The sequence below is a fragment of the Streptomyces sp. GESEQ-35 genome, from assembly GCF_017948485.1.
Taxonomy (GTDB): Bacteria; Actinomycetota; Actinomycetes; order Streptomycetales; family Streptomycetaceae; genus Streptomyces.
The window spans coordinates 315,298-337,227 of record NZ_JAFFSX010000003.1; the positions used below are offsets into that span (position 1 = coordinate 315,298).

General features: G+C 71.7%; 18 protein-coding genes. 8 read left to right on the forward strand and 10 right to left on the reverse strand.

The genetic code is table 11. The features are described 5' to 3' along the window. Positions 1–62 precede the first annotated feature (62 nt). The 5 genes from KCH87_RS08450 to KCH87_RS08470 all read left to right on the forward strand — a co-directional run bounded on the left by KCH87_RS08450 (position 63) and on the right by KCH87_RS08470 (position 5,575). On the forward strand, positions 63–587 hold the full coding sequence (locus KCH87_RS08450) for a hypothetical protein (protein WP_210585288.1): 525 nt from the start codon (positions 63–65) through the stop codon (positions 585–587). Positions 588–671: 84 nt separating this feature from the next. Beyond that, positions 672–3,212: an immunoglobulin domain-containing protein gene (locus KCH87_RS08455; protein ID WP_210585289.1), complete on the forward strand. Its 2,541-nt coding sequence runs from the start codon at positions 672–674 to the stop codon at positions 3,210–3,212. A gap of 65 nt (positions 3,213–3,277) precedes the next feature. After that, positions 3,278–3,643, forward strand: a complete 366-nt coding sequence (locus tag KCH87_RS08460) for a DUF6479 family protein (protein WP_210585290.1) — start codon at positions 3,278–3,280, stop codon at positions 3,641–3,643. A gap of 156 nt (positions 3,644–3,799) precedes the next feature. Then, entirely contained in the window at positions 3,800–4,684 is an 885-nt protein-coding gene (locus KCH87_RS08465; protein ID WP_210585291.1) for a serine hydrolase, read from the forward strand. Positions 4,685–4,876: 192 nt separating this feature from the next. Continuing rightward, positions 4,877–5,575 (forward strand): DUF4142 domain-containing protein, encoded by a 699-nt coding sequence (locus KCH87_RS08470; RefSeq protein ID WP_247195956.1) that lies wholly within the window; start codon positions 4,877–4,879, stop codon positions 5,573–5,575. A gap of 10 nt (positions 5,576–5,585) precedes the next feature. Here KCH87_RS08470 and KCH87_RS08475 read toward each other — a convergent pair whose 3' ends face one another. Beyond that, positions 5,586–7,229, reverse strand: coding sequence for an alpha-amylase family glycosyl hydrolase (locus KCH87_RS08475; protein ID WP_210585292.1), 1,644 nt, complete (start codon positions 7,227–7,229; stop codon positions 5,586–5,588). A gap of 319 nt (positions 7,230–7,548) precedes the next feature. Between KCH87_RS08475 and KCH87_RS08480 the strand changes: the two genes are divergently transcribed. Further along, positions 7,549–8,463 (forward strand): LAETG motif-containing sortase-dependent surface protein, encoded by a 915-nt coding sequence (locus tag KCH87_RS08480; RefSeq protein WP_210585293.1) that lies wholly within the window; start codon positions 7,549–7,551, stop codon positions 8,461–8,463. 76 nt (positions 8,464–8,539) lie between these two features. On the opposite strand, the gene KCH87_RS08485 is transcribed toward KCH87_RS08480, so the two are convergent. Continuing rightward, positions 8,540–9,499 carry a nucleoside hydrolase gene (locus KCH87_RS08485; RefSeq protein ID WP_210585294.1) on the reverse strand — a complete coding sequence of 320 codons (960 nt, stop codon included), beginning with the start codon at positions 9,497–9,499 and terminating at the stop codon, positions 8,540–8,542. Positions 9,500–9,565: 66 nt separating this feature from the next. Next, positions 9,566–10,786, reverse strand: coding sequence for a threonine--tRNA ligase (gene thrS, locus KCH87_RS08490; RefSeq protein WP_210585295.1), 1,221 nt, complete (start codon positions 10,784–10,786; stop codon positions 9,566–9,568). Positions 10,787–11,092: 306 nt separating this feature from the next. Here thrS and KCH87_RS08495 point away from each other — a divergent pair, with 306 nt between their 5' ends. Next, on the forward strand, positions 11,093–11,854 hold the full coding sequence (locus KCH87_RS08495) for a hypothetical protein (RefSeq protein WP_210585296.1): 762 nt from the start codon (positions 11,093–11,095) through the stop codon (positions 11,852–11,854). A 156-nt stretch (positions 11,855–12,010) separates the two neighbouring features. Here KCH87_RS08495 and KCH87_RS08500 read toward each other — a convergent pair whose 3' ends face one another. From KCH87_RS08500 to KCH87_RS08515, 4 genes are all read right to left on the reverse strand, one after another. Further along, positions 12,011–12,805 (reverse strand): ANTAR domain-containing protein, encoded by a 795-nt coding sequence (locus tag KCH87_RS08500; protein WP_308298781.1) that lies wholly within the window; start codon positions 12,803–12,805, stop codon positions 12,011–12,013. A gap of 68 nt (positions 12,806–12,873) precedes the next feature. Further along, the gene (locus tag KCH87_RS08505; protein WP_210585298.1) at positions 12,874–13,599 is read right to left on the reverse strand and encodes a TIGR03943 family protein; all 726 of its coding nucleotides are present in this window, start codon (positions 13,597–13,599) and stop codon (positions 12,874–12,876) included. Then, complete coding sequence (locus tag KCH87_RS08510; protein WP_210585299.1) at positions 13,596–14,603, reverse strand: permease; 1,008 nt, start codon at positions 14,601–14,603, stop codon at positions 13,596–13,598. Before KCH87_RS08510 ends, KCH87_RS08505 begins: the two co-directional genes overlap by 4 nt. Positions 14,604–14,674: 71 nt before the next feature. After that, complete coding sequence (locus tag KCH87_RS08515) at positions 14,675–16,018, reverse strand: tetratricopeptide repeat protein (protein WP_210585300.1); 1,344 nt, start codon at positions 16,016–16,018, stop codon at positions 14,675–14,677. 358 nt (positions 16,019–16,376) lie between these two features. Here KCH87_RS08515 and KCH87_RS08520 point away from each other — a divergent pair, with 358 nt between their 5' ends. Then, entirely contained in the window at positions 16,377–17,615 is a 1,239-nt protein-coding gene (locus tag KCH87_RS08520; RefSeq protein WP_210585301.1) for an amidohydrolase, read from the forward strand. On the opposite strand, the gene KCH87_RS08525 is transcribed toward KCH87_RS08520, so the two are convergent. The 3 genes from KCH87_RS08525 to KCH87_RS08535 are packed head-to-tail and all read right to left on the reverse strand — an operon-like array spanning position 17,616 to position 21,806. Beyond that, positions 17,616–18,971, reverse strand: a complete 1,356-nt coding sequence (locus KCH87_RS08525; protein ID WP_210585302.1) for an extracellular solute-binding protein — start codon at positions 18,969–18,971, stop codon at positions 17,616–17,618. It lies immediately after the preceding gene. After that, a complete protein-coding gene (locus KCH87_RS08530) occupies positions 18,968–21,451 on the reverse strand; it encodes a caspase family protein (protein WP_210585303.1) in 2,484 nt (827 codons plus the stop codon). The genes KCH87_RS08525 and KCH87_RS08530 overlap by 4 nt, the downstream gene beginning before the upstream one ends. A 4-nt stretch (positions 21,452–21,455) precedes the next feature. Beyond that, positions 21,456–21,806, reverse strand: a complete 351-nt coding sequence (locus KCH87_RS08535) for a hypothetical protein (protein WP_308298782.1) — start codon at positions 21,804–21,806, stop codon at positions 21,456–21,458. Positions 21,807–21,930: the final 124 nt, after the last annotated feature.

Consider the following 21,930-nt stretch of genomic DNA (forward strand, 5'->3'; position numbering starts at 1 on the left):
TAGGTTTGCCTAACCTAAGTTGAGCCTTCGCTCAGCTCACCCAGAGAGGTTCTCGGTACCCCATGAGACGTAACTCCGCCCGTGTCGCACTCGCCGTGGCCGCCGCCGGCGCGCTCACCCTCGGCCTGGCCACCTCGGCCTCCGCCGCCACCTCGACCCGCACGGTCGTCGACGGCACGACCACGTACAACCTGTCGCTCACGTCGCCGGACACGGCCGCCGCGGCGGGCCAGGTCATCACCGTCTCCGGCGCCGGCTACAACACCGGCCAGGGCGTCTACGTCGGCCTGTGCGTGGTCGACGGCGCGGCGGGCGTCAACAAGCCGACCCCGTGCCTCGGCGGCCAGGACGAGTCCGGCGCGACGGGCGCCTCGCACTGGGTGAACGACACCTTCGGCGGCATGTTCGCCAACAGCTCCAAGTTCTCCGCCGGCGGCTCCTTCAGCGTGAGCATCTTCGTCAAGGCGACCCTCGACGACGGCAGCGTCTGCGGCGAGGACGTGACCTGCGCGGTGGTCACCCGTGCCGACCACTTCGACACGAACGACCGCAAGTACGACGTCCACGTCCCGATCGCCTTCCAGTAACCCCCGCACGTGGTGCGGGCCGGACTCCCGTCATACCGGCCCGCACCACCCCCTGCCGAGCCGACCCACCGATGAGGAACTCCCATGATCTCCACGGCAGTTGACCAGCCCCGTCCGCGTCGCAGACGTCCGGTGGCGGCGCTGCTCGGCGCCGCCGCGCTCGTGGCCGCCTCCGTCACGGTGGGCGCCGGCTCGGCGGCGCAGGCCTCCGACACCCCGAAGACGGCCCTCGGCAAGAGCGGCCAGAAGCTCACGGTCTCCGCCTCCGCGAATCTCGACCCCGACGGCGAGACGCTCCGGGTCACCGGCGAGGGCTACGACGCGACCAAGGCCATCTACGTCGCCCTGTGCAAGGACAACGGCGACAACCGCATCCCCACCCCGTGCCTCGGCGGCGCCGACATGACCGGGGGCGGCGAGTCGTCGAAGTGGATCGTGCCCGAGGGCGACGAGTACGCGGGCGACCTCGCCGTGCTCTGGGGCGAGGGCGGCACCTTCGACGTGCAGATCGCCGTCAAGGCCAAGGACGGCGGGCTCGACTGCACCCGGGTCACCTGCTCGGTCGTCACCCGCGTCGACCACCGGAACAGCGGCGACCGCTCGCAGGACGTCCGGATCCCGGTCGCCTTCGAGGGCCAGGATCCCGGCGGTGACGACGGCGACGGCGTGGACGCGCCTCCGGGCACCGTCAGCTATGTGAAGGCGGCCGAGTTCACCACCGCCGGACGGCCGGTGGATCTGCTGCTGCACCCCGACTCCGGGAAGCTGTACGTCGGTTCGGAGAACATCCCGGACACCGCGGACATCGCCGAGCAGGGCCTGTACGCACTCGACGCCGGCGACGGCAAGCTGCTCAGCCATGTCGCGCAGGCCCCCGGATCCACCGGCACCCTGGCCCCCCGCGTGGCCAAGGAGATCACCGTCCCGCTCGCCGGTGACGGGGTCGTCTTCCACTACCCGCTGCGCGGCCTGGGCCACGCCAAGGACGGCGACACGGTCGCGAAGGGCGTCTGGCTGACCGGCGCGTCGGTCACCGCCACCGGCCCCGGGACCAAGGCGTCGACGGTCCTGGTCCAGCAGGGCGCCACCCTCTCCGAGGTCGACTACGCCACCGGCACCGCCAAGCCCGTGCTCACCCTCGACGGCGGCAGCAAGCTCGGCGTCGGCACCGCTCACGCCGCCGCCTGGTCCGGCCACGACTCCGGGAAGCTGAGCCGCATCGACACCGGCTCCTTCACCGTGACGGCCACGGCCCAACTCCCCGAGGGCTTCCTCACGTTCATCGAGCCGGACCCGGACACGGGCAACGTCTGGGTCGGCGTGGGAGACGACGTCCTGGTCTACGACGCGGACGCCAAGCTCCTGACCACTCTGGAAGGCAAGGACAGGGCGAAGGCGGCGGGCTTCGACGCGACCACCCACCGCGCCTTCGTCCTCCGCGAGGACACCGCCGCGGAGGGCTCGGACAGCACCGGCTCCCTGGAGACGTACGACAGCACCACCTTCCGGCAGGCCGCCGCGACCGTCGCCCTCCCGGGCAGCCTCGCGGGCACCGGCGCCGCGGTGGCCGTCGCTCCCGGCGCCACCTCCGTCTATGTCACGGGCCAGGCGGAGAGCAAGGTCCTCAAGTTCGACGTCCGCGTCTCCCCCAAGGTCGTGCAGTCCCCCACGGACCAGACGGTCTCCCCGGGCGACGAGGTCACCTTCGTGGCGGCGGCCGAGGGCACCCCGGAGCCGGCCGTGCGCTGGCAGGTCAGCCCCGACGGCGGCCAGACCTGGACCGCGGTCGAGGGCGCGACGCGGAACGCGTACGCCTTCACCGCGAAGGCATCGCAGGACGGCTACCGCTACCGGGCGGAGTTCACCAACTCGGCAGGCACGACCCGCACTTCACCGGTCACGCTCACGGTCGAGGAGCCGTCGGACGGCGACGACGGCGGCGGCACGGACGAGGACCCCTCCGGCACGAAGACCGTCACCGGCCCCGAAGGACAGAAGCTCACCGTCACCCCGGTCAACAACCTCGCCACCGAGGACCAGACCCTGAAGATCACCGGCTCCGGGTACGACACCGACAAGGGCATCTACGTCGCCCTGTGCGTCGACAACGGCGCCGGCGAACTCCCCACGCCCTGCATCGGCGGCGTCGACATGTCCGGCACCTCCCACTCCTCCGCCTGGATCTCCTCCAACCCGCCGGACTACGGCGAGGACCTGGCGATCCCCTACGGCACCGGCGGCACCTTCGAGGTCGAGCTCACCGTCGACGCCGAGGACGAGTACACCGACTGCTTCGAGGCGACGTGCGTCCTGGCCACCCGCGCCGACCACACCCTCTCCGGCGACCGCACCCAGGACGTGAAGGTCCCGGTCAGCTTCGTCGGCCAGGACCCGGTGGACACGGACGACGGCGACACGGGCGGGTCGGGCGGCACGTCGGGCACGGGCGGCACGGCCTCCTCCGGTTCTTCCGGCACCTCCGGCTCCTCCGGTTCCACACCCACGGCCTCGGGCGGCGGCAGCCTCGCCTCCACCGGCGTCACGGTCCTCTCCGTCGCCGCACTCGCGGCCACGCTGCTCGGCGCGGGCTGGGTGGCCTACCGCCGGGGTCGCACGACCGACTAGCCACCCCGGAATCCTGTCCTCCCCCAGCACTGCCCATTCAGTCGATATCGGCGATAATCGGAAGCATGAGTACGGCAGCGTTTGAGGTAGCAGCCACGGCGAGTGACGTACTGAACGTGATAGGCGCCTTCGCCGGAGGCCTGCTCATCGCCGGTGCCCTGGTCTGGGCCGTGCAGTTCGGCATGCGGGTCAGGGACCAGGAGTCCCCACGGCCTCGCCCGGATGAACAACCCCACCTTCCCGACACCGGCCCGGTCCGTGAGACCCGGGAGATGCGGGAGCCGGACGAGGTCCCCCGGTCGGAGCGGGAGCGGCTCCTGCCGCACGAGCTCCACCACTCGGGCAGCAAGCGAGGAGACGACCAGCACCGCAAGCGCTGGCTGCCAGGATCGAGCGGCGGCTTCGGAAGCGGCGGCCTGGGCCACCGCTGACCGCCTGAAAAGGGGCTGTGACGTGAGGTAAGCGGCTCCGGCGAAGTCGGCTGCGGATGGGCGGCGCCGAAAAGAGGCCGGGCCGATCGGGCGATGTTGACGTGCGGGAGCCGAAGGGCGGTCCTTCACTGGGAGGCACCGACCCTTGGAGGCGACATGGCCCTCATGTCCCTGGCCCTCGCCGGGACACTCGCCGTCACCGCTCTTGCCGCTCCCGACCGGGCCGCGCCGGCCGTCAGCTGTACGTCCGGCAAGGCGGGCCTCGCCGCGAAGCTGCGCAGGGAGCTCACGGCCGCGCTGGCGGACCGTGGCGGCACCGTCGCGATCGGCCTGCGCGACCGCAGGACGAACACGACGTGCACGCTGCGCCCGTACAGACGCTTCGACTCGGCGAGCATCGTCAAGGTCACGCTCCTGGCGACCCTGCTGTGGGATGCGGAACGCAAGGACCGCTATCTGACGGACTGGGAGGAGTCCCTGGCGTGGTCGATGATCACGAAGTCGAGCAACAAGGCGACGGGCACGCTGTGGAGCCGGGTGGGGGTGAACAAGGTCCGGTCGTTCCTCAAAGAGGCCGGGATGACGCAGACCGTCCCCGGTTCGTACGGCTACTGGGGCCTGACCCGCATCACGGTCCGCGATGAACAGCGCCTGCTGGCCCTGCTCACGAGGGAGAACCCGCTCCTGGGCGCCGACGCCCGCGCCGCCATCCTCAGGCTGATGAACCAGGTCACCGACACCCAACGCTGGGGCACCCCGGCCGGCGCCCCCGCCGGCGTCTCCGTGCACGTAAAGAACGGCTGGCTGCCGCGCGCCACGCACGGCTGGCGGGTCCACAGCACCGGCGTGTTCCGGGGGAACCGCCGCACCTACACGATCACCGTGCTCACCGAGGGCAACCACACCAAGACGTACGGCGTGAACACCATCCAGTCCGTCGCCCGCGCCATCCACGACAACCTCAACCCCGAGTCGCGCACGGCGGAGCTCCACACCCCGCCGGCCCCGGCCGAGGTGATCCCCCCGCTGCCGCCCGGCTGACGCCGGCTCCTCCGGGCGAGGCACCTGACCATCCCTTTACGAAGCGTCGTCAAGCCTTACGAAGTCCATACGAAGCCTTACGAAGTCAAAAGGCGCCGCCCGCCCCCGCACCCGTACTCCCGTACGCACGACCGCGTACGGGAGTGCGGACGCCGGCCGCCAGGAGGAACGGTGCGATTGTCGCGGAACGCCATGGGGACGCTCTTCATCGGCGGAGCCCTGAGCCTGACCCTGGCCGCGCTCGCCTACCCGGGGATGCTCGGCCTCCAGACCGTCTCCAGCTCGGGGGACCGGATCATCGCGCAGACCTCGGCGGGGCCGCTGACGGAGTCGGACCGGGACTTCGTGGTGAAGGTGCGGGCGGCGGGGCTGTGGGAGTACCCGGTGGGGCAGATGGCGCTGGAGAAGGGCACGACCAAGGCGGTCGTCACCGCCGGGGAGCATCTGATCGACGGACACGCCGGACTCGACGCCGCGGTCCGCAAGATCGCGCCCGAGCTGGGCATCGCGATCCCCAACCAGCCGAGCCCGCAGCAGCAGGGCTTCGTCGCGACGCTCCAGTCCGACACCGGCAAGCAGTTCGACAGCGACATGGCCAACATCCTGCGGGTGACGCACGGCCAGATCTTCAACACCATCGCGAAGATCCGCGCCACCACCAAGAACTCGCTGGTGCGCCAACTCGCCGACCAGGCCAATGACACCGTCCTGGACCATATGACGGTCATGGAGAAGACCGGCCTGGTCAACTTCGACCAGGTCCTCTTCCAGGAGACCACCCCGCCCAAGCTCCCCGCCGACGACATGACCCCGCCGCCCCCGGCTCCGGGCCAGTCCCAGGTGGTCCTCACCCCGCCGGCGACCAGCTCACCCGAGCCGACGACGGGGTGACGCACCAGGGCTACGCCAGCCAGACCGTCGTATCCGGCCCGATCCGTCCGTCGTCGAGCGGCGCGCTGCTCAGCAGCACCTCACCCGGCGGCAACGGCACCGCCGTACCGGACAGGTTGGCGACACACCGCCAGCCGTCGCCGCGGGCGAAGGCCAGGACGCCGGGCGGGGAGTCCTCCGCCCAGCTCAGCTCCTCCCCGGCGAGCAGCTTGCGGCGCAGCCTGAGGGCCCTGCGGTAGAGCTCCAGGGTCGAGCCCTCGACACCGTCCTGGGCCTCGACGGCGTACGACGCGAAGCGCGCCGGCTGCGGCAGCCAGGCGGCCCCCGCCCCGAAGCCGTACGACGGACCGGTCGTCGTCCACGGCAGCGGCACCCGGCAGCCGTCGCGGCCCTTGGAGGTGTGGCCGGTCTGCTGCCAGACCGGGTCCTGGAGGACCTCGACGGGCAGCTCGGCGACCTCGGGCAGACCGAGTTCCTCGCCCTGGTAGACGTACGACGATCCGGGCAGCGCCAGCATGAGCAGCGTGGCCGCACGGGCGCGCCGCAGCCCGGCCGGCTCGTCGACGGTGGGGGAGGTGCCGCCCGACAGGAGCCAGGCGTTGTCGTCGGTGCCCGGCGGGAGCATCAGACGGGAGGCATGGCGGACGACGTCGTGGTTGGAGAGCACCCAGGTGGCCGGGGCGCCCGCCGCGCGGGCCGTGGCGAGCGAGTCGACGATGACCTGCTTCAGTTCGCCGGCGTCCCAACTCGCTTGCAGATACTCGAAGTTGAAGGCCTGGCCGAGTTCGTCCGGGCGGGCGTACCGGGCTCGGCGGGCGCCCGGGACCCAGGCCTCGGCGACCGCCATCCGGGGCGGAACGTAGGCGTCGAGGATCTTGCGCCAGTCGCGGTAGATCTCGTGGACCTCGTCGCGGTCGTAGAAGGGGTGGGTGCCGGGGGCGAAACGCGGGAGCGCGTCCTCGGCGCTGAGTTCGGGCTCGCCGAGGTCGCGCAGCGGTTCGCTCAGGTCCTTGGCGAGGGCGTGCGCGACGTCCACCCGGAAGCCGTCGACGCCTCGGTCGGACCAGAAGCGCAGGGTGGTGCGGAAGTCGGCGCGGACCTCCTCGTTGTCCCAGTTGAGGTCGGGCTGCTCGGGGGTGAACAGGTGCAGGTACCACTGGCCGTCGGGGACGCGTCGCCACGCGCTGCCGCCGAACACGGACTGCCAGTCGGTGGGCGGCAGTTCACCCTTGGCGCCCTTGCCGTCGCGGAAGACGTACCGTTCGCGGGCCGGCGAGCCGGGCCCGGCGTGCAGCGCCTCCCGGAACCAGACGTGCTGCTGGGAGGTGTGGTTCGGGACGATGTCGACCATCACCTTCAGGCCCAGCCGGTGGGCCTCGTCGACCATGGCGTCGAAGTCGTCGAGGGTACCGAGGCGGGGGTCGACATCGCGGTAGTCGGCGACGTCGTAGCCGCCGTCGGCGAGTTCGGAGGGGTAGAAGGGGCTCAGCCACAGGGCGTCGACGCCCAGGGCGGCGAGGTGGGTCAGGCGCTGGGTGATGCCCTTCAGGTCACCGAGCCCGTCGCCGTCTGCGTCGGCGAAGCTGCGCGGATAGACCTGGTAGACGACGGCCTGACGCCACCAGTTGGGGTCGCGGGACGAGAGATCGGGCACGCGGTCTCCTCTGCGGTGCGGTGGAGCGACAGGAAAATCCCTGTCCAGATCGCCTGAAAAGTGAACCACCGGGCGGTTGCGTCGGGCGTGGAGTGATGCATTCCTTGTGTGACGGAAATGTGATGACGCTTGAACTTCCTTTGTATCTCCGCAGGTTGACAGCGTTCGACGGCACGACGAGCATGGTGCTCACTGTGGCGCATGTGACCGATGGGCCCAGTGTTTTATCTACGACCATTCCGCCCCGGCACAGCCGGCGGCATCGCGCTGCCCTCCACGCTCTGTGCCCGGGTCTGCTCACGCCAAGATGGGGATCCGCATGTCCATAGCGAGACGTGTCACCGCGCGCCGCCTGCTGACCACGGGCGCCGCGTCGCTCGTCCTCTGCGCCGCCACCGTCGCCTCCGCCTCCGGCGCCTGGGCGCACGGCACGCCCGGCGGCGACGGCTGGAAGTCCGGCGGCGCCTACCAGCCCGGCACCGGCGCGGGTACGGAGACCGAGACCGACCGCTGCCAGTTCTCGCTCGACGGCACGAACTTCTACGACTCGGTGAAGGTCGACGACCAGAACCTGAAGCCCACCGACGACGGCAAGGTGCACATCTCCGTCCGCACCGCCGGCGACGCCACCACCTGCACCGCCTCGCTCGCCTCCTACCTCGCCCACGGCGCCACCTTCGCCACCTCCGGCGAGCAGGTCTTCATCGACTTCGACACCGTGACCGCCAAGCCGGGCCAGACCGACACCCTCGACATCGCGGTGCCGGACGCGGGCTGCTTCGCGCAGATCGACCTCTACCGGGGCGCGGTCAAGTACGACGGCGAAGACCCGGACATCGGCGACGGCTTCGAACACGGCGACCTGCCCAAGGGCCCGGACCGCCCGGTCATCAAGGACAAGCTGATCGCGGCCTGGAACGGCGGCACGAAGGACTGCACGACGCTGCCTTCGGAGCCCCCGGCCGAGTCCACCCCGCCGGCCGAGTCCACCCCGCCGGCGGAGGAGACGACACCTCCGGCGGAGGAGACGGAGCCGCCGTCCGAGACCCCGTCCACCCCGACCGCCTCGGAGTCGACCACGGCCCCCGCCGCCACCCCGAACGGCGGCGGCGACGACCTCGCCGAAACCGGCGGCAGCAGCGCCACCATGCCGATCGCCATCGGCGCGACGGTCCTGCTGGCAGGCGGCGCGGGAATGGTGGTCCTGACACGCCGCCGCCGCACAACGAACTAGGGGCAGCCATAGCGCCCCTTTAGGGGCGCGGGGAACTGCGCGACCAGCCCCCACAAGCCCGCAGACAAAAAACCGACTAACGCTCGACGGTCGAGAGGTACAGCTTCACGTACCTCTCGACATCGACGTCCAACGCCACATCCACCAGCGCCTGTTCACGCACCCCGACGTGGATCTCGGACTCACCGTGACGCGGACGCCGGTCAACGATCGTCTGCCCCCGCCCGGGCCCCGCGGCAAGGCCAACCTCAACAGGCAACAACTCCGTACGGATCCCCGCCGGATCAACAACCGCACACACCGCCCCGGCGTCGCCCAGACCCCCCGTCGGGGTGGGATCCCCGGACGCGTCCGGATCCCGGTGCGCAAGCAACTCACCGGCCATCCAGAGCGCCGGCTCCGAACTTCCCCGCAGCCGCTGGACGTCCGCCGCCGGGACAAGAACCCGCTGGAACACATCCAGGCCGTACATCGTGATCGGCACCCCCGCGGTGAGCAGGATCGCCGCCGCCTCCGGGTCGTGCCACACGTTGAACTCCGCGACCGGCGTGGCGTTCCCCGTCGCCACCGCGCCGCCCATGAACACGATCCGCTCGATGTTGCGGACCACCTCCGGGTGGGTCCGCAGGAGCAGCGCGATGTTGGTGAGGGGCGCGGTGGGGACGAGGGTCACCGGCCTCGGCGAGGCGAGGATCTCCCGCCTCAGCAGAGTCACCGCGTCCACGTCGACCGGGGCACGGGTGGGCGCGGGCAGCCCGAGGTCGGCCATCCCGTCCTCCCCGTGGACGTGCCGGGCCGTCCGCACGGCCTCGATCAACGGCCGCTCGGCGCCGCGTGCGACGGGGATGTCCGGGGCGCCCGCCTGCTCCAGCACGGTGAGCGTGTTGCGTACGACCCCTTCGACATCGGTGTTCCCGGCCACACAGGTGATCGCCCGCAGGTCGATTCCCGGGTGGCGTACGGCGAACAGCAGGGCCAGGGCGTCGTCGACACCGGTGTCGCAGTCGATGATCACGGGTATGGGCTGACCGGTCACGTCGGCGCTCCTCTTTCCACGTTCCGCTTCCGCGTAAGTCACTGTCGAACACTGTCGAAAATGACCTTACGCAGCCGCCCAGAGTTCGGCGCCGCGATCGGCGACCCGTTCCGCGATCCGGTCGAGAAGCGCGCCCACAGGCACCGCCCCCGGCTGCCGCCCGTCCCTCAGCCGTACCGCCGCCAGGTCGCCATCGGCCTCCCGAGCCCCGATCACCGCCTGGTACGGCACGAACCGCGCCCCCCGGACACGGGCACCGAGGGTGCCGTCGCCGGGCCCGTACAGCTCGGCCCGCAGCCCGCGCCGCACGGCTCGCCGTACGACCTCCTGCGCCTGCTCCTCCTGCGCCCCGGACACCGGCAGCACCGCCAGCTGCACGGGCGCGAGCCAGACCGGGAAGGCACCGCCGTGTACTTCGACGAGGTGGGCGACGGCGCGTTCGACGCTGCCGATGATGCTGCGGTGGACCATGACGGGGCGGTGCTTGGCGCCGTCGGCACCGATGTAGTGCAGATCGAAGCGCTCCGGCTGATGGAAGTCGATCTGCACGGTGGAGAGGGTGGCCTCGCGCTCCGCCGAGTCCACGATCTGCACGTCGATCTTGGGCCCGTAGAAGGCGGCCTCGCCTTCTACCGCGTCGTACGCGATCCCGGCCCCGTCGAGGACCTCCTCGAGCAGGGCGGTGGCGCGGCGCCACAGCTCGGGATCGGCGACGTACTTGCCGCCGTCCCCGGGAAGTGACAGCCGGTACCTCGCCGCACGGATCCCCAGATCCGCATACGCCCGCCCGATCAGCTCCAGCGCCGCACGGGCCTCGTCGACGGATTGCTCCAGGGTGCAGAAGACATGCGCGTCGTTGAGCTGGATGGCCCGCACCCGGGTGAGTCCACCGAGGACGCCGGACAGCTCGGAGCGGTACATGCCGCCCAACTCCGCGATACGGAGAGGAAGTTCGCGGTAGCTGTGCGAACGGGACCGATAGATGAGCGCATGGTGCGGACACAAGGACGGCCGCAGCACGACCTGCTCTCCACCGAGCTCCATGGGCGGAAACATGCCGTCGCTGTAGTGATCCCAGTGCCCCGAGATCTCGTACAGCTCCCGCTTCCCGATCACGGGTGAGTACACATGCCGATACCCGGCGGCACGCTCCATCTCCCGGACGTACTCCTCCAGCACATGCCGTACGACGGCACCGTCAGGCAGCCAGTAGGGCAGTCCCGCGCCCATCAGCGGGTCGGTGTCGAACAACTCGAGCTCACGGCCGAGGCGGCGGTGGTCATTCATCTCGGGCTCCTCCGGGGTGGGGGGCGAGGAACCCGGCGGCCGGCAACACCGAAGCCCCGGGGCACTCGCCCCGGGGCTTCGGTGATCTACGTCAGCAGTCAGCGCGCCGGGACACTCTCCGGCGTCGTCGTCATCGCGGACGGCTGGGCGCGCTTCATGGGGGGACGGTAACAAGGGGCCGGAAGGACGGCGACGGATTTATGGCGGGCCCCCTCACCCGTACGGACCGGCACGCTGGTGGGCCCCCGGATGCGGTGGTGCCGTAGGGAGACACGCCTTCGCCCCGGCACCCCAGGAGTCCTCTCGATGCCCCGCACCCCGGCCGTCTGTCTCCTCCTCGTCTCCGCACTGCTGACTGCCGGCGCATGCTCGGTCGGACGGCCGGACCGCGCGTCCTCGGCAGCCGTGCCGCCCGGCAGCCCCACCGCCGTACAGCCGCCGTCCGCCGCGGCGGCCCCCGCCCTCACCGAGGCCCAGGCGCGGGCCGCGCTGGTCACGGAGACCGATCTGGGTGAACCCTGGATCCCCACGGAAGGGGCCGCCACCTGGCGCGACGGTCTGCTCAAGGCGCGTGCGAACCGGCCCGAGTGCCAGCGGCTTCTCGACACCGTCTACAGCGAGGAACTCTTCGGCACGACCACGAGGTCCCGCGCGGTCACCGCACTCGACGACGCCTGGGACGAGGCCCAGCTCCGCTACCAGGTCGTCACCCAGCGCCCGGCGGACGTGGACAGCACCCTGGCCTGGCTGCGGACGCTGCCGAAGAAGTGCGCCTCCTTCACCGCCACGACCGCACAGGGCGCCGTACGCGCCGGCCAGGTCAGCGGTTTCGAACTCCCCGAGATCGGTGACGCCCGTGAGGCCCTCCGGCTCACGCTCACCGGAGAGTCGGCGGACGGCGAGTTCACCCTCACCCTCGACGTCGCCGCCGTCCGCGTGGGCGACGACGCCCTCGCCCTCACCAACGGCGGCGTCGGCGACGTATCGGCCGACGTCACCCAGGGCATCGCACAACTGGGCGCCGAGCGCCTCGCCGAGATCCGCAGACAAGGCCGCGAACAGGTCTGAACCGGCCGCAGAACTGCTGAACGCGGGTTCGACCATCGCGGCCCCATAGGGGCGCGGGGCTGTATCGATATGCGGCTCCGCCGCGCGGGCGCGACAAGCCCCCACCGGCCCGCGGACAAACGAACCACACCACGAACCGCACACCCAGCGGAGCGCTCAGTCGCTGTCGAACCTCGTCCGCTGCGCCACCACGTCCCGCGCCACATCCACCGCGGTCCGGTCATCCGCGAACGCCCGCCCTCGCAGCCGCGCCATCGCCTCGTCCGCCCCGACCCCCAGCTGAGCCATGATCATGCCCGTGGCCTGGTAGATCTCGTCGTGGTCGGTCGCCAGCCCGCTCAGCCAGAGCCCCGGGTCCAGTGCTCCGTCCTCCTCGTGCGGCAGGGCCATCAAGGCCACGGTCATGACCCCGGCCATGAGCCGCGCGGTCCGCAGTTCACGTGCGCCGAGCGCACCGGGCTCCCGGCGATACAGGTCCAGCGTGCCCACACACTCCGCGATCTCCGGGCCCGCCCCGGCGTCCTCGCCGCCCAGCGGCAGGGCATACGCAGCGCGTATCCCCGCCGCCGTCGCCTCCTGCGCGAAGAACGGCCACCGCCCGGAATCCGCCGCACCCGCCAGATCCTGGGCGAACACCGCCGCGCCGGCCTCCGCGGCAGCCAGACAGGGCCCGTCCCCCAGCGTCGCCTGCAACTCCGTGAGATGCCCCGCCAGCGGGTCACTCGCACACAGCTGTACGGGCATTCCGCCGCTGTACAGCGACACGGTCGCCCCGTTCACGCCCACCAGCCGCACCGCGACCGCGCACAGCCGTCCCGGAATCTCCGCGGGCCGGGCGCCCCGCACCTCCTCGCCGATCACACCGGCGGCCGGATCATGTTCTCGTTTCCCCGTGCGCCGGGGCCCTTCGCCGCCGCCGGGACCGCCGTACCGGTCGTCCCTGCGCTGCACGGCCACCGCCTCCTTCATGGTCCCGAACGACGCCCGACTACCCTCGGCACCCCACCCGAAACGCCCTCCTACCGCTTCTCGTACGGATCCGCCGGCTGCTTCACCCGCCGCACCGACCCGGCGTCCAGCACCGGCGGCCAGGCCTCGTCGCTGCCCAGCGCGCCCGTCGGATGCCAGGTGCCGGTGACGGTGACCCAGGCGTCGGTGGGCGGCGCGTCCTCGCCCCTGATCTCGACCTTGCTGGTCGTGGCGTCGGCGGCACAGCAGTTGACGTAGAGGCGGGTGACGTACCAGGTGCCGTCGTCGTCCTGGGTGACGAAGCCGGTCATGCGGACGGTACGGCCCTTCAGCGAGCGTCCGCTGTCGTAGATCGCCCGGGAGCTGAACTCGCCGAGCGTCAGCTCCACCGGGTCCCCGGAGGGCAGCGCGGGGAAGGTCCCGATCCCTTGGGCGGCCTGTTGGGCCGCCTCGCGCCCGGCGCTGTAGGACCCGAGTGCGGGGGGAGGGAAGAGGAGAAGGGCGAGTGCGGGGAGGGCGAGCAGCCAGGCCGGCCGGGGGCCGGAATGCACGTGATCGTGCCCGTCCCCGTGCTCGTGCTCTTCATCCGCGTGCCGACCCCGCCACCGTACGGCCCCTGACGCCACCCCCAGCAGCACGAGCGCCACCCCGGAGAGGACCAGATACGGCCGCAGCCCCGACTGCACATACCGCAGGTACAGCTCGCTGAACAGGGAGATCCGCAGGATCGCCGCGCCGGTCAGGAGCAGCAGGACCGCCGGGCCGTAGCGCCTCACAGCAGCCACCACCCCGTCAGCACGCTGCTCACGACGGCCACCACCCAGGTCACGGACGAGAACCGCAGCGCGAAGGACCGCCCGAAGGTCCCCGCCTGCAAGGCGATCAGCTTCAGGTCGACCATCGGGCCCACCACCATGAACGCCAGCCGTGCGGTCGGCGAGAAGCCGGTCAGTGAGGCGGCGACGAAGGCATCCGCCTCACTGCACACGCACAGCACGACGGCGAGGACCGCCAGCAGCAGCACCGACAGCCAGGCGGAGCCGGTGAAGACGTCCAGTACGGAGCGGGGGACGGCGATGTTGAAGGTCGCGGCGGCCGCGGCACCGAGGACGAGGAAGCCGCCCGCGTGCAGGAAGTCGTGCTGGAGCCCGGAGGCGAAGGCGCGCACCCCGGTGGCCTGCGATGCCGTACGCCCCTTCGGCAGCCGTAGCCACTCCTCCTTGCCGAAGCGGACCCACAGCCAGCCCATCACGACGGCGGTCGCGAGCGAGGCGACGAGCCGTCCGAGGACCATCATCGGCTGCGCCGGGAAGGCGATGGAGGTCGCGACGAGGACGACGGGATTGATCGCGGGCGCGGAGAGGAGGAAGGCGAGTGCCGCGGCCGGGGCCACCCCTCTCCTCATCAGGCTCTCCGCCACCGGCACGGACGCGCACTCGCACCCCGGCAGCACAATCCCCGCCGCGCCCGCCACCGGCACGGCGAGCGCCTGGTTCTTCGGCAGCAGGCGGCTGAAGACCTTCTCCGGCACGAAGGCGCCGATGGCCGCCGAGACGACGGTCCCGAGGAGCAGGAAGGGCACCGCCTGGACGACCACGGCCGTGAAGACGGTCCACCAGGCGGCGACGGGCGGGGTGTAGAGGTCGAGGGCCAGCATCGGCCCGAGCACGGAGACGACGGTGGCGATGGCGATGAGGGCGGCGCCGCCCAGGACGGCGTACACGAGGGTGCGTACGGCGAGCCGCAGGCCGTCGGCCACCGTCGTCCGTTGGTTCTCCACGTGCCTCGTCCCGGTCGTCCCCTGTTCCCCACGCAGACTAGGCCGAGCCGCTGTGGGAAGGCTCGGCCTTCTCAAAGAGGGGGCTGTGCGGGCGCCGGCCCGAGGGTGGTCGTGCCGGGGGCCGTACGGTGTCCCAGCCCCGTCCGGTACGCGTCCAGGGCCGCTTCCATCCGCCCGGTGCGGCGCAGCAGATCGCCGAGCAGCCGGCACAGGTCGGCGAGATCACCGGCGGCACCGGCCCGCTCCAGCAGACTGAGCGCCCGTACGTAGTGCTCCTCGGCGTCGTCCGTGTCCCCGGTGTCCTCGGCGATGATCCCGAGCAGCCGGTGCGCGGCGGCGGAGTGGACGGCCCCGCGTTCGGAGGACAGATCGCCGAGGACCGCGTGCAGGATGGCCGCCGCTTCTTCGGACTTCCCCCGCCGGTGGAGTACGTCGGCCAGCTCGACGGTGACCTGGCTGCTGTAGAGGGCGGCCCGCTTGGCGGACAGCATGTCCAGGGCGGCTCTCAACTCGCCCTCGGCGCGGTCGAGTTCGCCGTTCTGGGCGCATACGTACCCGCGCATCCAGTGGCAGTTGGCGAGTTCGGTACGGATCTGAAGCTGCCGGTACAGCTCGGCCGCCTTGACCAGCGAGGCGTCGGCCTCGGCGAGCCGCCCCTCGGCGAGCAGGGTGCGGGCGACCTGCCGGTGCATACGGGCCACCAGCGCCGGGTCGCCCGCCTGCGGGGCGAGCGCGAGCGCGAACTCGGCGGCCTGGGCGGCACGGGCGTGAGCGCCCATGTCCATATAGGGGCCGATGGCGGAGGCATAGAGCAGAAGCAGGGCGTCCGGGTCGTGCAGGCCTCCCCGGTTCAGTTCGTCGAGGGTGGACTCCAGCAGGTAGACGGCATACCGGAGTTCACCGGCGAGGTAGTGCGCGAGGGCCCGGCCGCGCAGGGCCGGAACCCGGACGGGAAGGGGCGAGTCGGCGAGCACGGTCTCGGCCCGCTCGAAGCACTTCCGTGCCTCGACCAGCTCGCCGGTCTCTATCCCGCATTCCCCCATCCCCAGCAGCGCGGCGGCCTGTTCCTCCGCGAGCCCGTGCCGCTCGGCCTCCTCCAGAACGGACCGGAACTCCTCGGCGGCGGCCTCCGTGGCGCCGGTGGCGAGGGTGCGCTGGGCGCCGGTGAGCCGCAGCCGCAGCTCGGTGACGAGCCGCGCGGCCCGCCCGCCGGCCAGCTCGTCGAAGGCGACGCCGAGCCGCTCGGCGAGATGCCTCAGCGCGTCGTCGGAGGGCCGTACGCGTCCGGACTCGATGGTGGAGACATAGGCGGGCGTGTACGCGGGCTCGGCCAACTGCCGCTGCGTCAGCCCCTGTTCGACTCGCAGCCGCTGCACCCGGCGCCCGATGACCTCCGGCTCGTCCCGCTCCGGCATGCCGTCCAACTCCCCTGGCCCCTCTTGCCGTTCGGCAAGCACAGCCTCTAGGTTAAACGGCGTATTAAACGCGCGTAGGAGACCCGCTTAATACGTCACCACACGTCGCCACACACAGCCGCTGCGAGGTCGTCGTGCTCCAACGCACCAGCCCCACAGAGCGATACGTCAGAGGCATCACCGCCGCCGTCATCGCCGTAGCGACCCTGCTCCTGGCAGCGAACGCGGGGCCGGCGAGAGCGGCGGAGCCGAGCGGACACGTCAGCACTTCCACGTCTCCCGCTTCAGCTCGCCCTTGAGGGAGCCGTCGGACCACGCCTTACACAGGTCTCACAACTGATCGCCATACCCTGACGCCATGACGTCTGCTGCCGCACGCACCGCGCTGGACCTCACCGCCGACCTCCCCCTCGACGCCCTTGAGGACCTCTACCGCGACCTGCACCGCCACCCCGAACCGGCCTTCCGTGAACACCGCACGGCCGCCGGGCTCGCCAAGAGCCTCACCGCGGCCGGATTCGACACGGCCGAGGGCATAGGCGGTACCGGAGTCACCGGGGTGTTGCGCAATGGCGACGGCCCGATCGTCCTGCTGCGCGCCGACATGGACGCACTGCCGGTCGAGGAGCAGACCGGGCTGCCGTACGCGTCCGAGACGCCCGGTCTGATGCACGCGTGCGGGCATGACATGCATGTGACCTGGCTGACGGGCGCGGCGCAGGCGCTGGCCGCCGGACGGGACGCCTGGTCCGGGACGCTGCTGGTGGTCGGACAGCCCGCCGAGGAGTCCGGCGAGGGCGCCGCCGCGATGGTCGCGGACGGGCTCTACGACCGCCTGCCGCGCCCGGACGTCCTGCTCGGCCAGCATGTGGCGCCCGGTCCTGCGGGACTGTACGGGCACCATCCCGGGCTGATCCTCTCCGCCACGACGGACGTCGACATCGTGGTGCACGGGCGGGGCGGGCACGGCTCGCGTCCGGAGACGACCGTCGACCCGGTGGTGACCGCCGCGTACCTGGTGACCCGGTTGCAGACCGTCATCAGCCGGGAGATCGCCCCGCGCGAGTCCGCCGTACTGACCGTCGGCCGCATCGAGGCGGGCACGGCCGCGAACATCATCCCCGCCACCGCCCGGATCTCCCTCAACCTGCGGACGCAGTCCGTCGCGGTCCGGGACCGGATGGTCGCCGCGATCCGGCGTATCGCGGCCGGCGAGTGCCTGGCCGCGGGCTGTCCGCGCGAGCCCGAGGTCACGCTGGGCAACGACTTCCCGGCGACGGTGAACGACCCGGAGACCGACGACCGTATCGCCGGGGTGCACCGCGAGGTGTTCGGCGCGGCCGCCGTCTTCGACCCGGGCCCGGCGATGGGCAGCGAGGACTTCGCACAGCTCGCCGAGGGCAAGCTGCCGTACTGCTTCTGGTTCGTGACGAGCACCCCGGCCGAGGTGTGGGACGCGGCGGAGGGCGAGGACCTCATGGAGAAGTTCGACGCGGTCCCCAGCAACCACAGCCCGCTGTTCGCACCCGACCTGTCCGTGCTCGCGCCGGGGGTGCGGACACTGGTGGCGGGGGCGCTGGCGTATCTCGTGGGCTGATCAGCGGGGGAGGGCCTTCTTCAGTGCCGTGTGCAGACTCTTGGCCAGTTCCTCCTCGGGCGGCGGGTCGTCGGTGAACAGGGGGCCCAGTTGCGCGATGAGGGTCTGGGTGAAGGCGCCGTACAGGGCGGTACGCGGGCGTTGCACGGCGTGCTGGAGCGCGGGGAGGAGAGTGGAGCGGGCGTAGGCCGGGCGGCCTTCCTCGCGGGGCATGTCGTCGGGGCGCTCGCCCGTCGCGGAGGGAACGGGCGTGGCCGCCGCCGTGCAGCGCACCCGGTCGTCGGTGTACGCCGACTCCCGGGTCGCCGCGAACCCCGCGTCCAGCAGGCAGCGTTCGCTCTCCTCGCCGGTGAGGAACTCGATCAGCTCCTTGGCCTTGCCCGCCCGCTGCGAGGCCTTCGTCACCGCCAGGTTCTGCCCGCCGAGCACCGCCTTGCCGGGCAGCGGGACCACCCCGAGCTGCTCCTCGCCGAAGGTCTGGTGCAGGGTGCCGTACGCGTACGGCCAGTGCCGCAGGAACGTGGTGCGGCCCGTGGCGAAGTCCGCCATGGACGTGGCCTCGTTCGAGTCGAAGGCGTCCCGGAGGACGTACGGCGTCCGGGTGCGCTCGCGCAGTTCCCTGATGCCCTTCTCCAAGGTGTCGGCGTCGCCGCTGTACTGGCCCCGGTCATCGGTCAGTTCCAGGTCCGCCACGGCCGACGCGAACGCCTCGACCGCGTTGACGGTACGCCCCTCGTAGGCGCCGAGCTGGGTGGTCCAGCCCTTCTCGTAGCCCCCGGGCTCGTCGTCGCCGAGGGAGTCCATCGCACTCAGGAGGCCCTTCCAGGTGAGGTCGCCCGTCAGCTCGGTCTGCGTCAGGCCCGCGGCCTTCAGATGGTCACGCCGGTAGTAGAGCAGCCCGACGTCGCTGTTGAACGGCGCCGCGTACACCTTGCCGTCCCAGCGGGCGGTGTCGGCGACGGACTCGATGACGTCGTCGTCGAGCAGGTCATCGGGCAGCTCCCGGACGAGACCGGACTCGGCGAACTCCGGCACCCAGGTCACGTCCAGGTTGACCACGTCGTAGCGCGCGCTGCCCGACTGGAGGGCGCCGAGGAGCTGGGAGCGCTGTTCGTCGGCGCTGCCGGTGAGTTCGACCAGGCGGGCGGTGAATCCGGTGCCCTCCTTGTCCTGCCGGTCGTTCCAGGCGTCGATGAGCTGCTGCCGGATACCGCCCTTGCCGGTGACATCCAGGCCGCTGGCGATCACGATGTCGCCGACCACGTCGCCGGAGGGTTCGGCGGACGTGCCGTCCCCGCCGCCGGTGCAGGCGGCCACCAGCAGCAGGGCGAGCAGGGCCGCCGTCCGTCGGATCACTGGTCCTCCCCCAGTCCCGTCCGTTCGACCTCGGCGGACAGGCCCTTGCCGATGTCGTCGTCGGCGTCCAGGCAGCGGCCACCGCTCGCGGCGGAGATCCGGGCGTCCGGCTTGCCCGCGGCGCAGGCTCCGCTCCGCAGCGACACCATCGCCACCGGCACGTCCGCCGACTCGGCCCGGGTCAGCACGTCGTCGAGTCTTCCGCCCGTCATCCGGTCGTGGTCCCCGCTGTCGGTGATGTAGACGATCAGCTGGGGGCGGTCGTCGGCGCCCCGGTCCGCCATCTCGTCGAGCGCGGCGAGCAGCGCGGCGTGCGGATCGGAGTCGGCGCCGGGCCGTACCTCGGCCTGGTCGACCCTTTTCGCGGCCTCCCCGCGTGGGTGGGTGGTGAGGGGAAGCAGAGTCTCGTACTTGTCGCCGCCGGGCGTGTCCGCCACCATCCGCACGCCGTACTCGTCCTGGCCGCCGAGCCCGCCGAGGGACTGCTTCAGCAGGCCGGGGCCGCCGCTGGGCCCGTCCCACAGCGAGGCCATCGAGCTGGAGCCGTCGAGCAGGAAGAGGACCCGGCCGGGACCGTGGGCGGCGCGGTACTCCTTCAGTGCCGTCTCCATCTCGTTCAGTCCGGCGGACTCCTGGAGCGGGGAGGGCGCCGGCAGCACCCCGAACGCCGGCCCGCTCTCGTCCAGCAGGGGACGGTCGCCGGTGGCCTCACGGAAACCGGCCTGCGCGAACGCGTCCCGCCCCCGGCCCTCCGTGAGCCAGGCACGGAAGTCCTCGACGGCGGCGTCCCGCGCGGCCAGGTCGTCGTCGCCGTCCTGCCAGCGGACCCGGACGAACGTGGGCTCCAGGCCGGGGACGTTCATGGGGTACTCGGCGAGCCGGGGGCTGCGCCGCGCGCTGTCGCAGCCGACGCCGGTCTTCAGCAGGAACTCGGGGACGAGGGCGGCCGTGCGGTCGTCCACCGTGTCGTTCCGGGGCAGTTCGCACAGCAGGCCCGCGGCCGTGTCGGAGGGCGGCCCCGGCTGGTCGAGCTGTTTCTCGACGTCGAGCGCGCCGTCGGCGCCGTCGTAGAGGCCGATCGTGGCGAGCAGCGCCGAGTCCGCGGACTCCGGGTCGGTACGGCGCACTTCGGCGTCGTCCGCGCGGTCACGCAGGGCGTCGACCAGCTCGGTGAGCGAACGGCCGGTGCGCTGAGCGGTGGCGGGGATGTCCGCCGGGACGGCGAGGACGATCGGGGAGTACGCGAAGGGCTGCTGCTCCGCCTCCAGCCGGGCCTTGGTGTTCGTGTCGCGGTCGTGCTCGGCCCGTTCGACATCGGCGGGCGAGCCCGGAATCCAGATGTCGGCCTGCGGCCCGACGTCCCGCTGCGGGTTGGTCTCCTCCGCCCGGGGCTCCTGCCAGGCCTCGGACTCCTCGCGCAGCGCGGTCACCACGTCGGCGGAACGGGCGCTGTACACGGTGATGCCGCTGACCCGGCAGCCGTCGCCGTCCGTGTTCTCCTCCGACGTCAGATAGGCGTCCGCCGCCGCGGTGAGCGTCGGCTCCAGATCCGGGTCGGTCACCAGGCGCAGTTCGAGGGGCGGCGCGCAGGCGGGGGAGGAGCCGACGAGGGCGTACAGGCCGTACGTGCCGAAGGCGAAGGCGGTGACGGTGAGCACGAGCGTGCCGAGGACGGCGGCGCGACGGCGCAGTCGTTGCACCAGGGCCGACGGTTTCGACGGGGGAGGCGGCACGATCGGCGGCTGCACCGCGCCGGTCTCCTCCCACTCGGACAGCAGCGCGTCCTCCCCGGGCTCCGCCCGGCTCTGCGGCACCCATGGCTCACGGCGCATGGTCTGCCGGCCGGCCATCCGCTCACGCAGTTCGCCGGAGAGCCAGCGGAACGACAACTTGCCCGGTTTCTCCAGCAGTTGGACGAGCTCGGCGGTGAACGGCGTCGGTGTGGCGGCGTCGCCCGCGTCGATACGGTGGTTGGCCTGCACGCTCATCAGCAGCAGCACCCGCCGCTTGTCGCGGTACTCGTGCTCCCAGGCGAGGCCCGCGTTGCCCGCGTAGCAGCAGTCGAGGACGACCACGATCCGCTCGGCCGGGCTGCTGAGCAGCACGGTCTGTACGTCGTCGTACTTCACCGCGCCGTGGAAGACGGTGTGACCGCCCGCGATCACGCGCGCGTTGCGCATCTGAAGGAACAGCCGGTCGCCGGAGCTGGGCGTGGCGCCGTGCCCGGCGAAGTACAGCAGGAGCAGCCCGTCGGCCTCCGCGGCGGCCGTGTGCAGCGCGTCGTTGAACTCGTCCTGCGAGGGCGACCGGCATACGGTGATCGAGTCCTCGTCGAACACACCGCCCCGCAGCAGGGCCCGTCGAAGCATGGTCAGGTTGTGCTCGACGGCGGGAAGATCGCCGGGGACGCCGCGCGGTGGCTGCTTGTCCTCGTACGTGGACACTCCCACCAGCAGTGCCCGGTTCTTGCTGGGGCTCACCGGCCTACCCGTCGCCGTCCAACGGGTCGACCGTGCCCGTGGGCGGCTCGCCGTCCTGCACCTCACGGCGGTTGGCACGCCAGGCCTCGACGGACCGTCCGACCTGGTTGAGCAGCTGGAGGAAGACGGCGCCCGCGGCCGCCCCGATCAGCTGGATGACGATGTCCGTGCCGACGCCCATCGGGGCGCCGGTCTCGTCCGTGCGGGCCCGCTCCTGGATGCGCAGCCTGCCCTCGCGCACCATCTCGTCGAGCGGCTGCTCCCGCTCCAGCCACTTGCGCAGCGCGTCCAGGTCGCTCCCGCTCGCGGTCCCGTCCAGCCGGACGCGGATTTCCCGATCGTCCCGGTCAGCCACTGCATCCCCCTCAGCCATAACTCACCATCATGTCAGTGGTGTTGCCAGGGCTCCAGGGTTCGGCGGGCGTGCGCCGGAGCCGCCTGCGGTTGGGCAGCGCCCCAAAGGGGCGCGGGGAACTGCG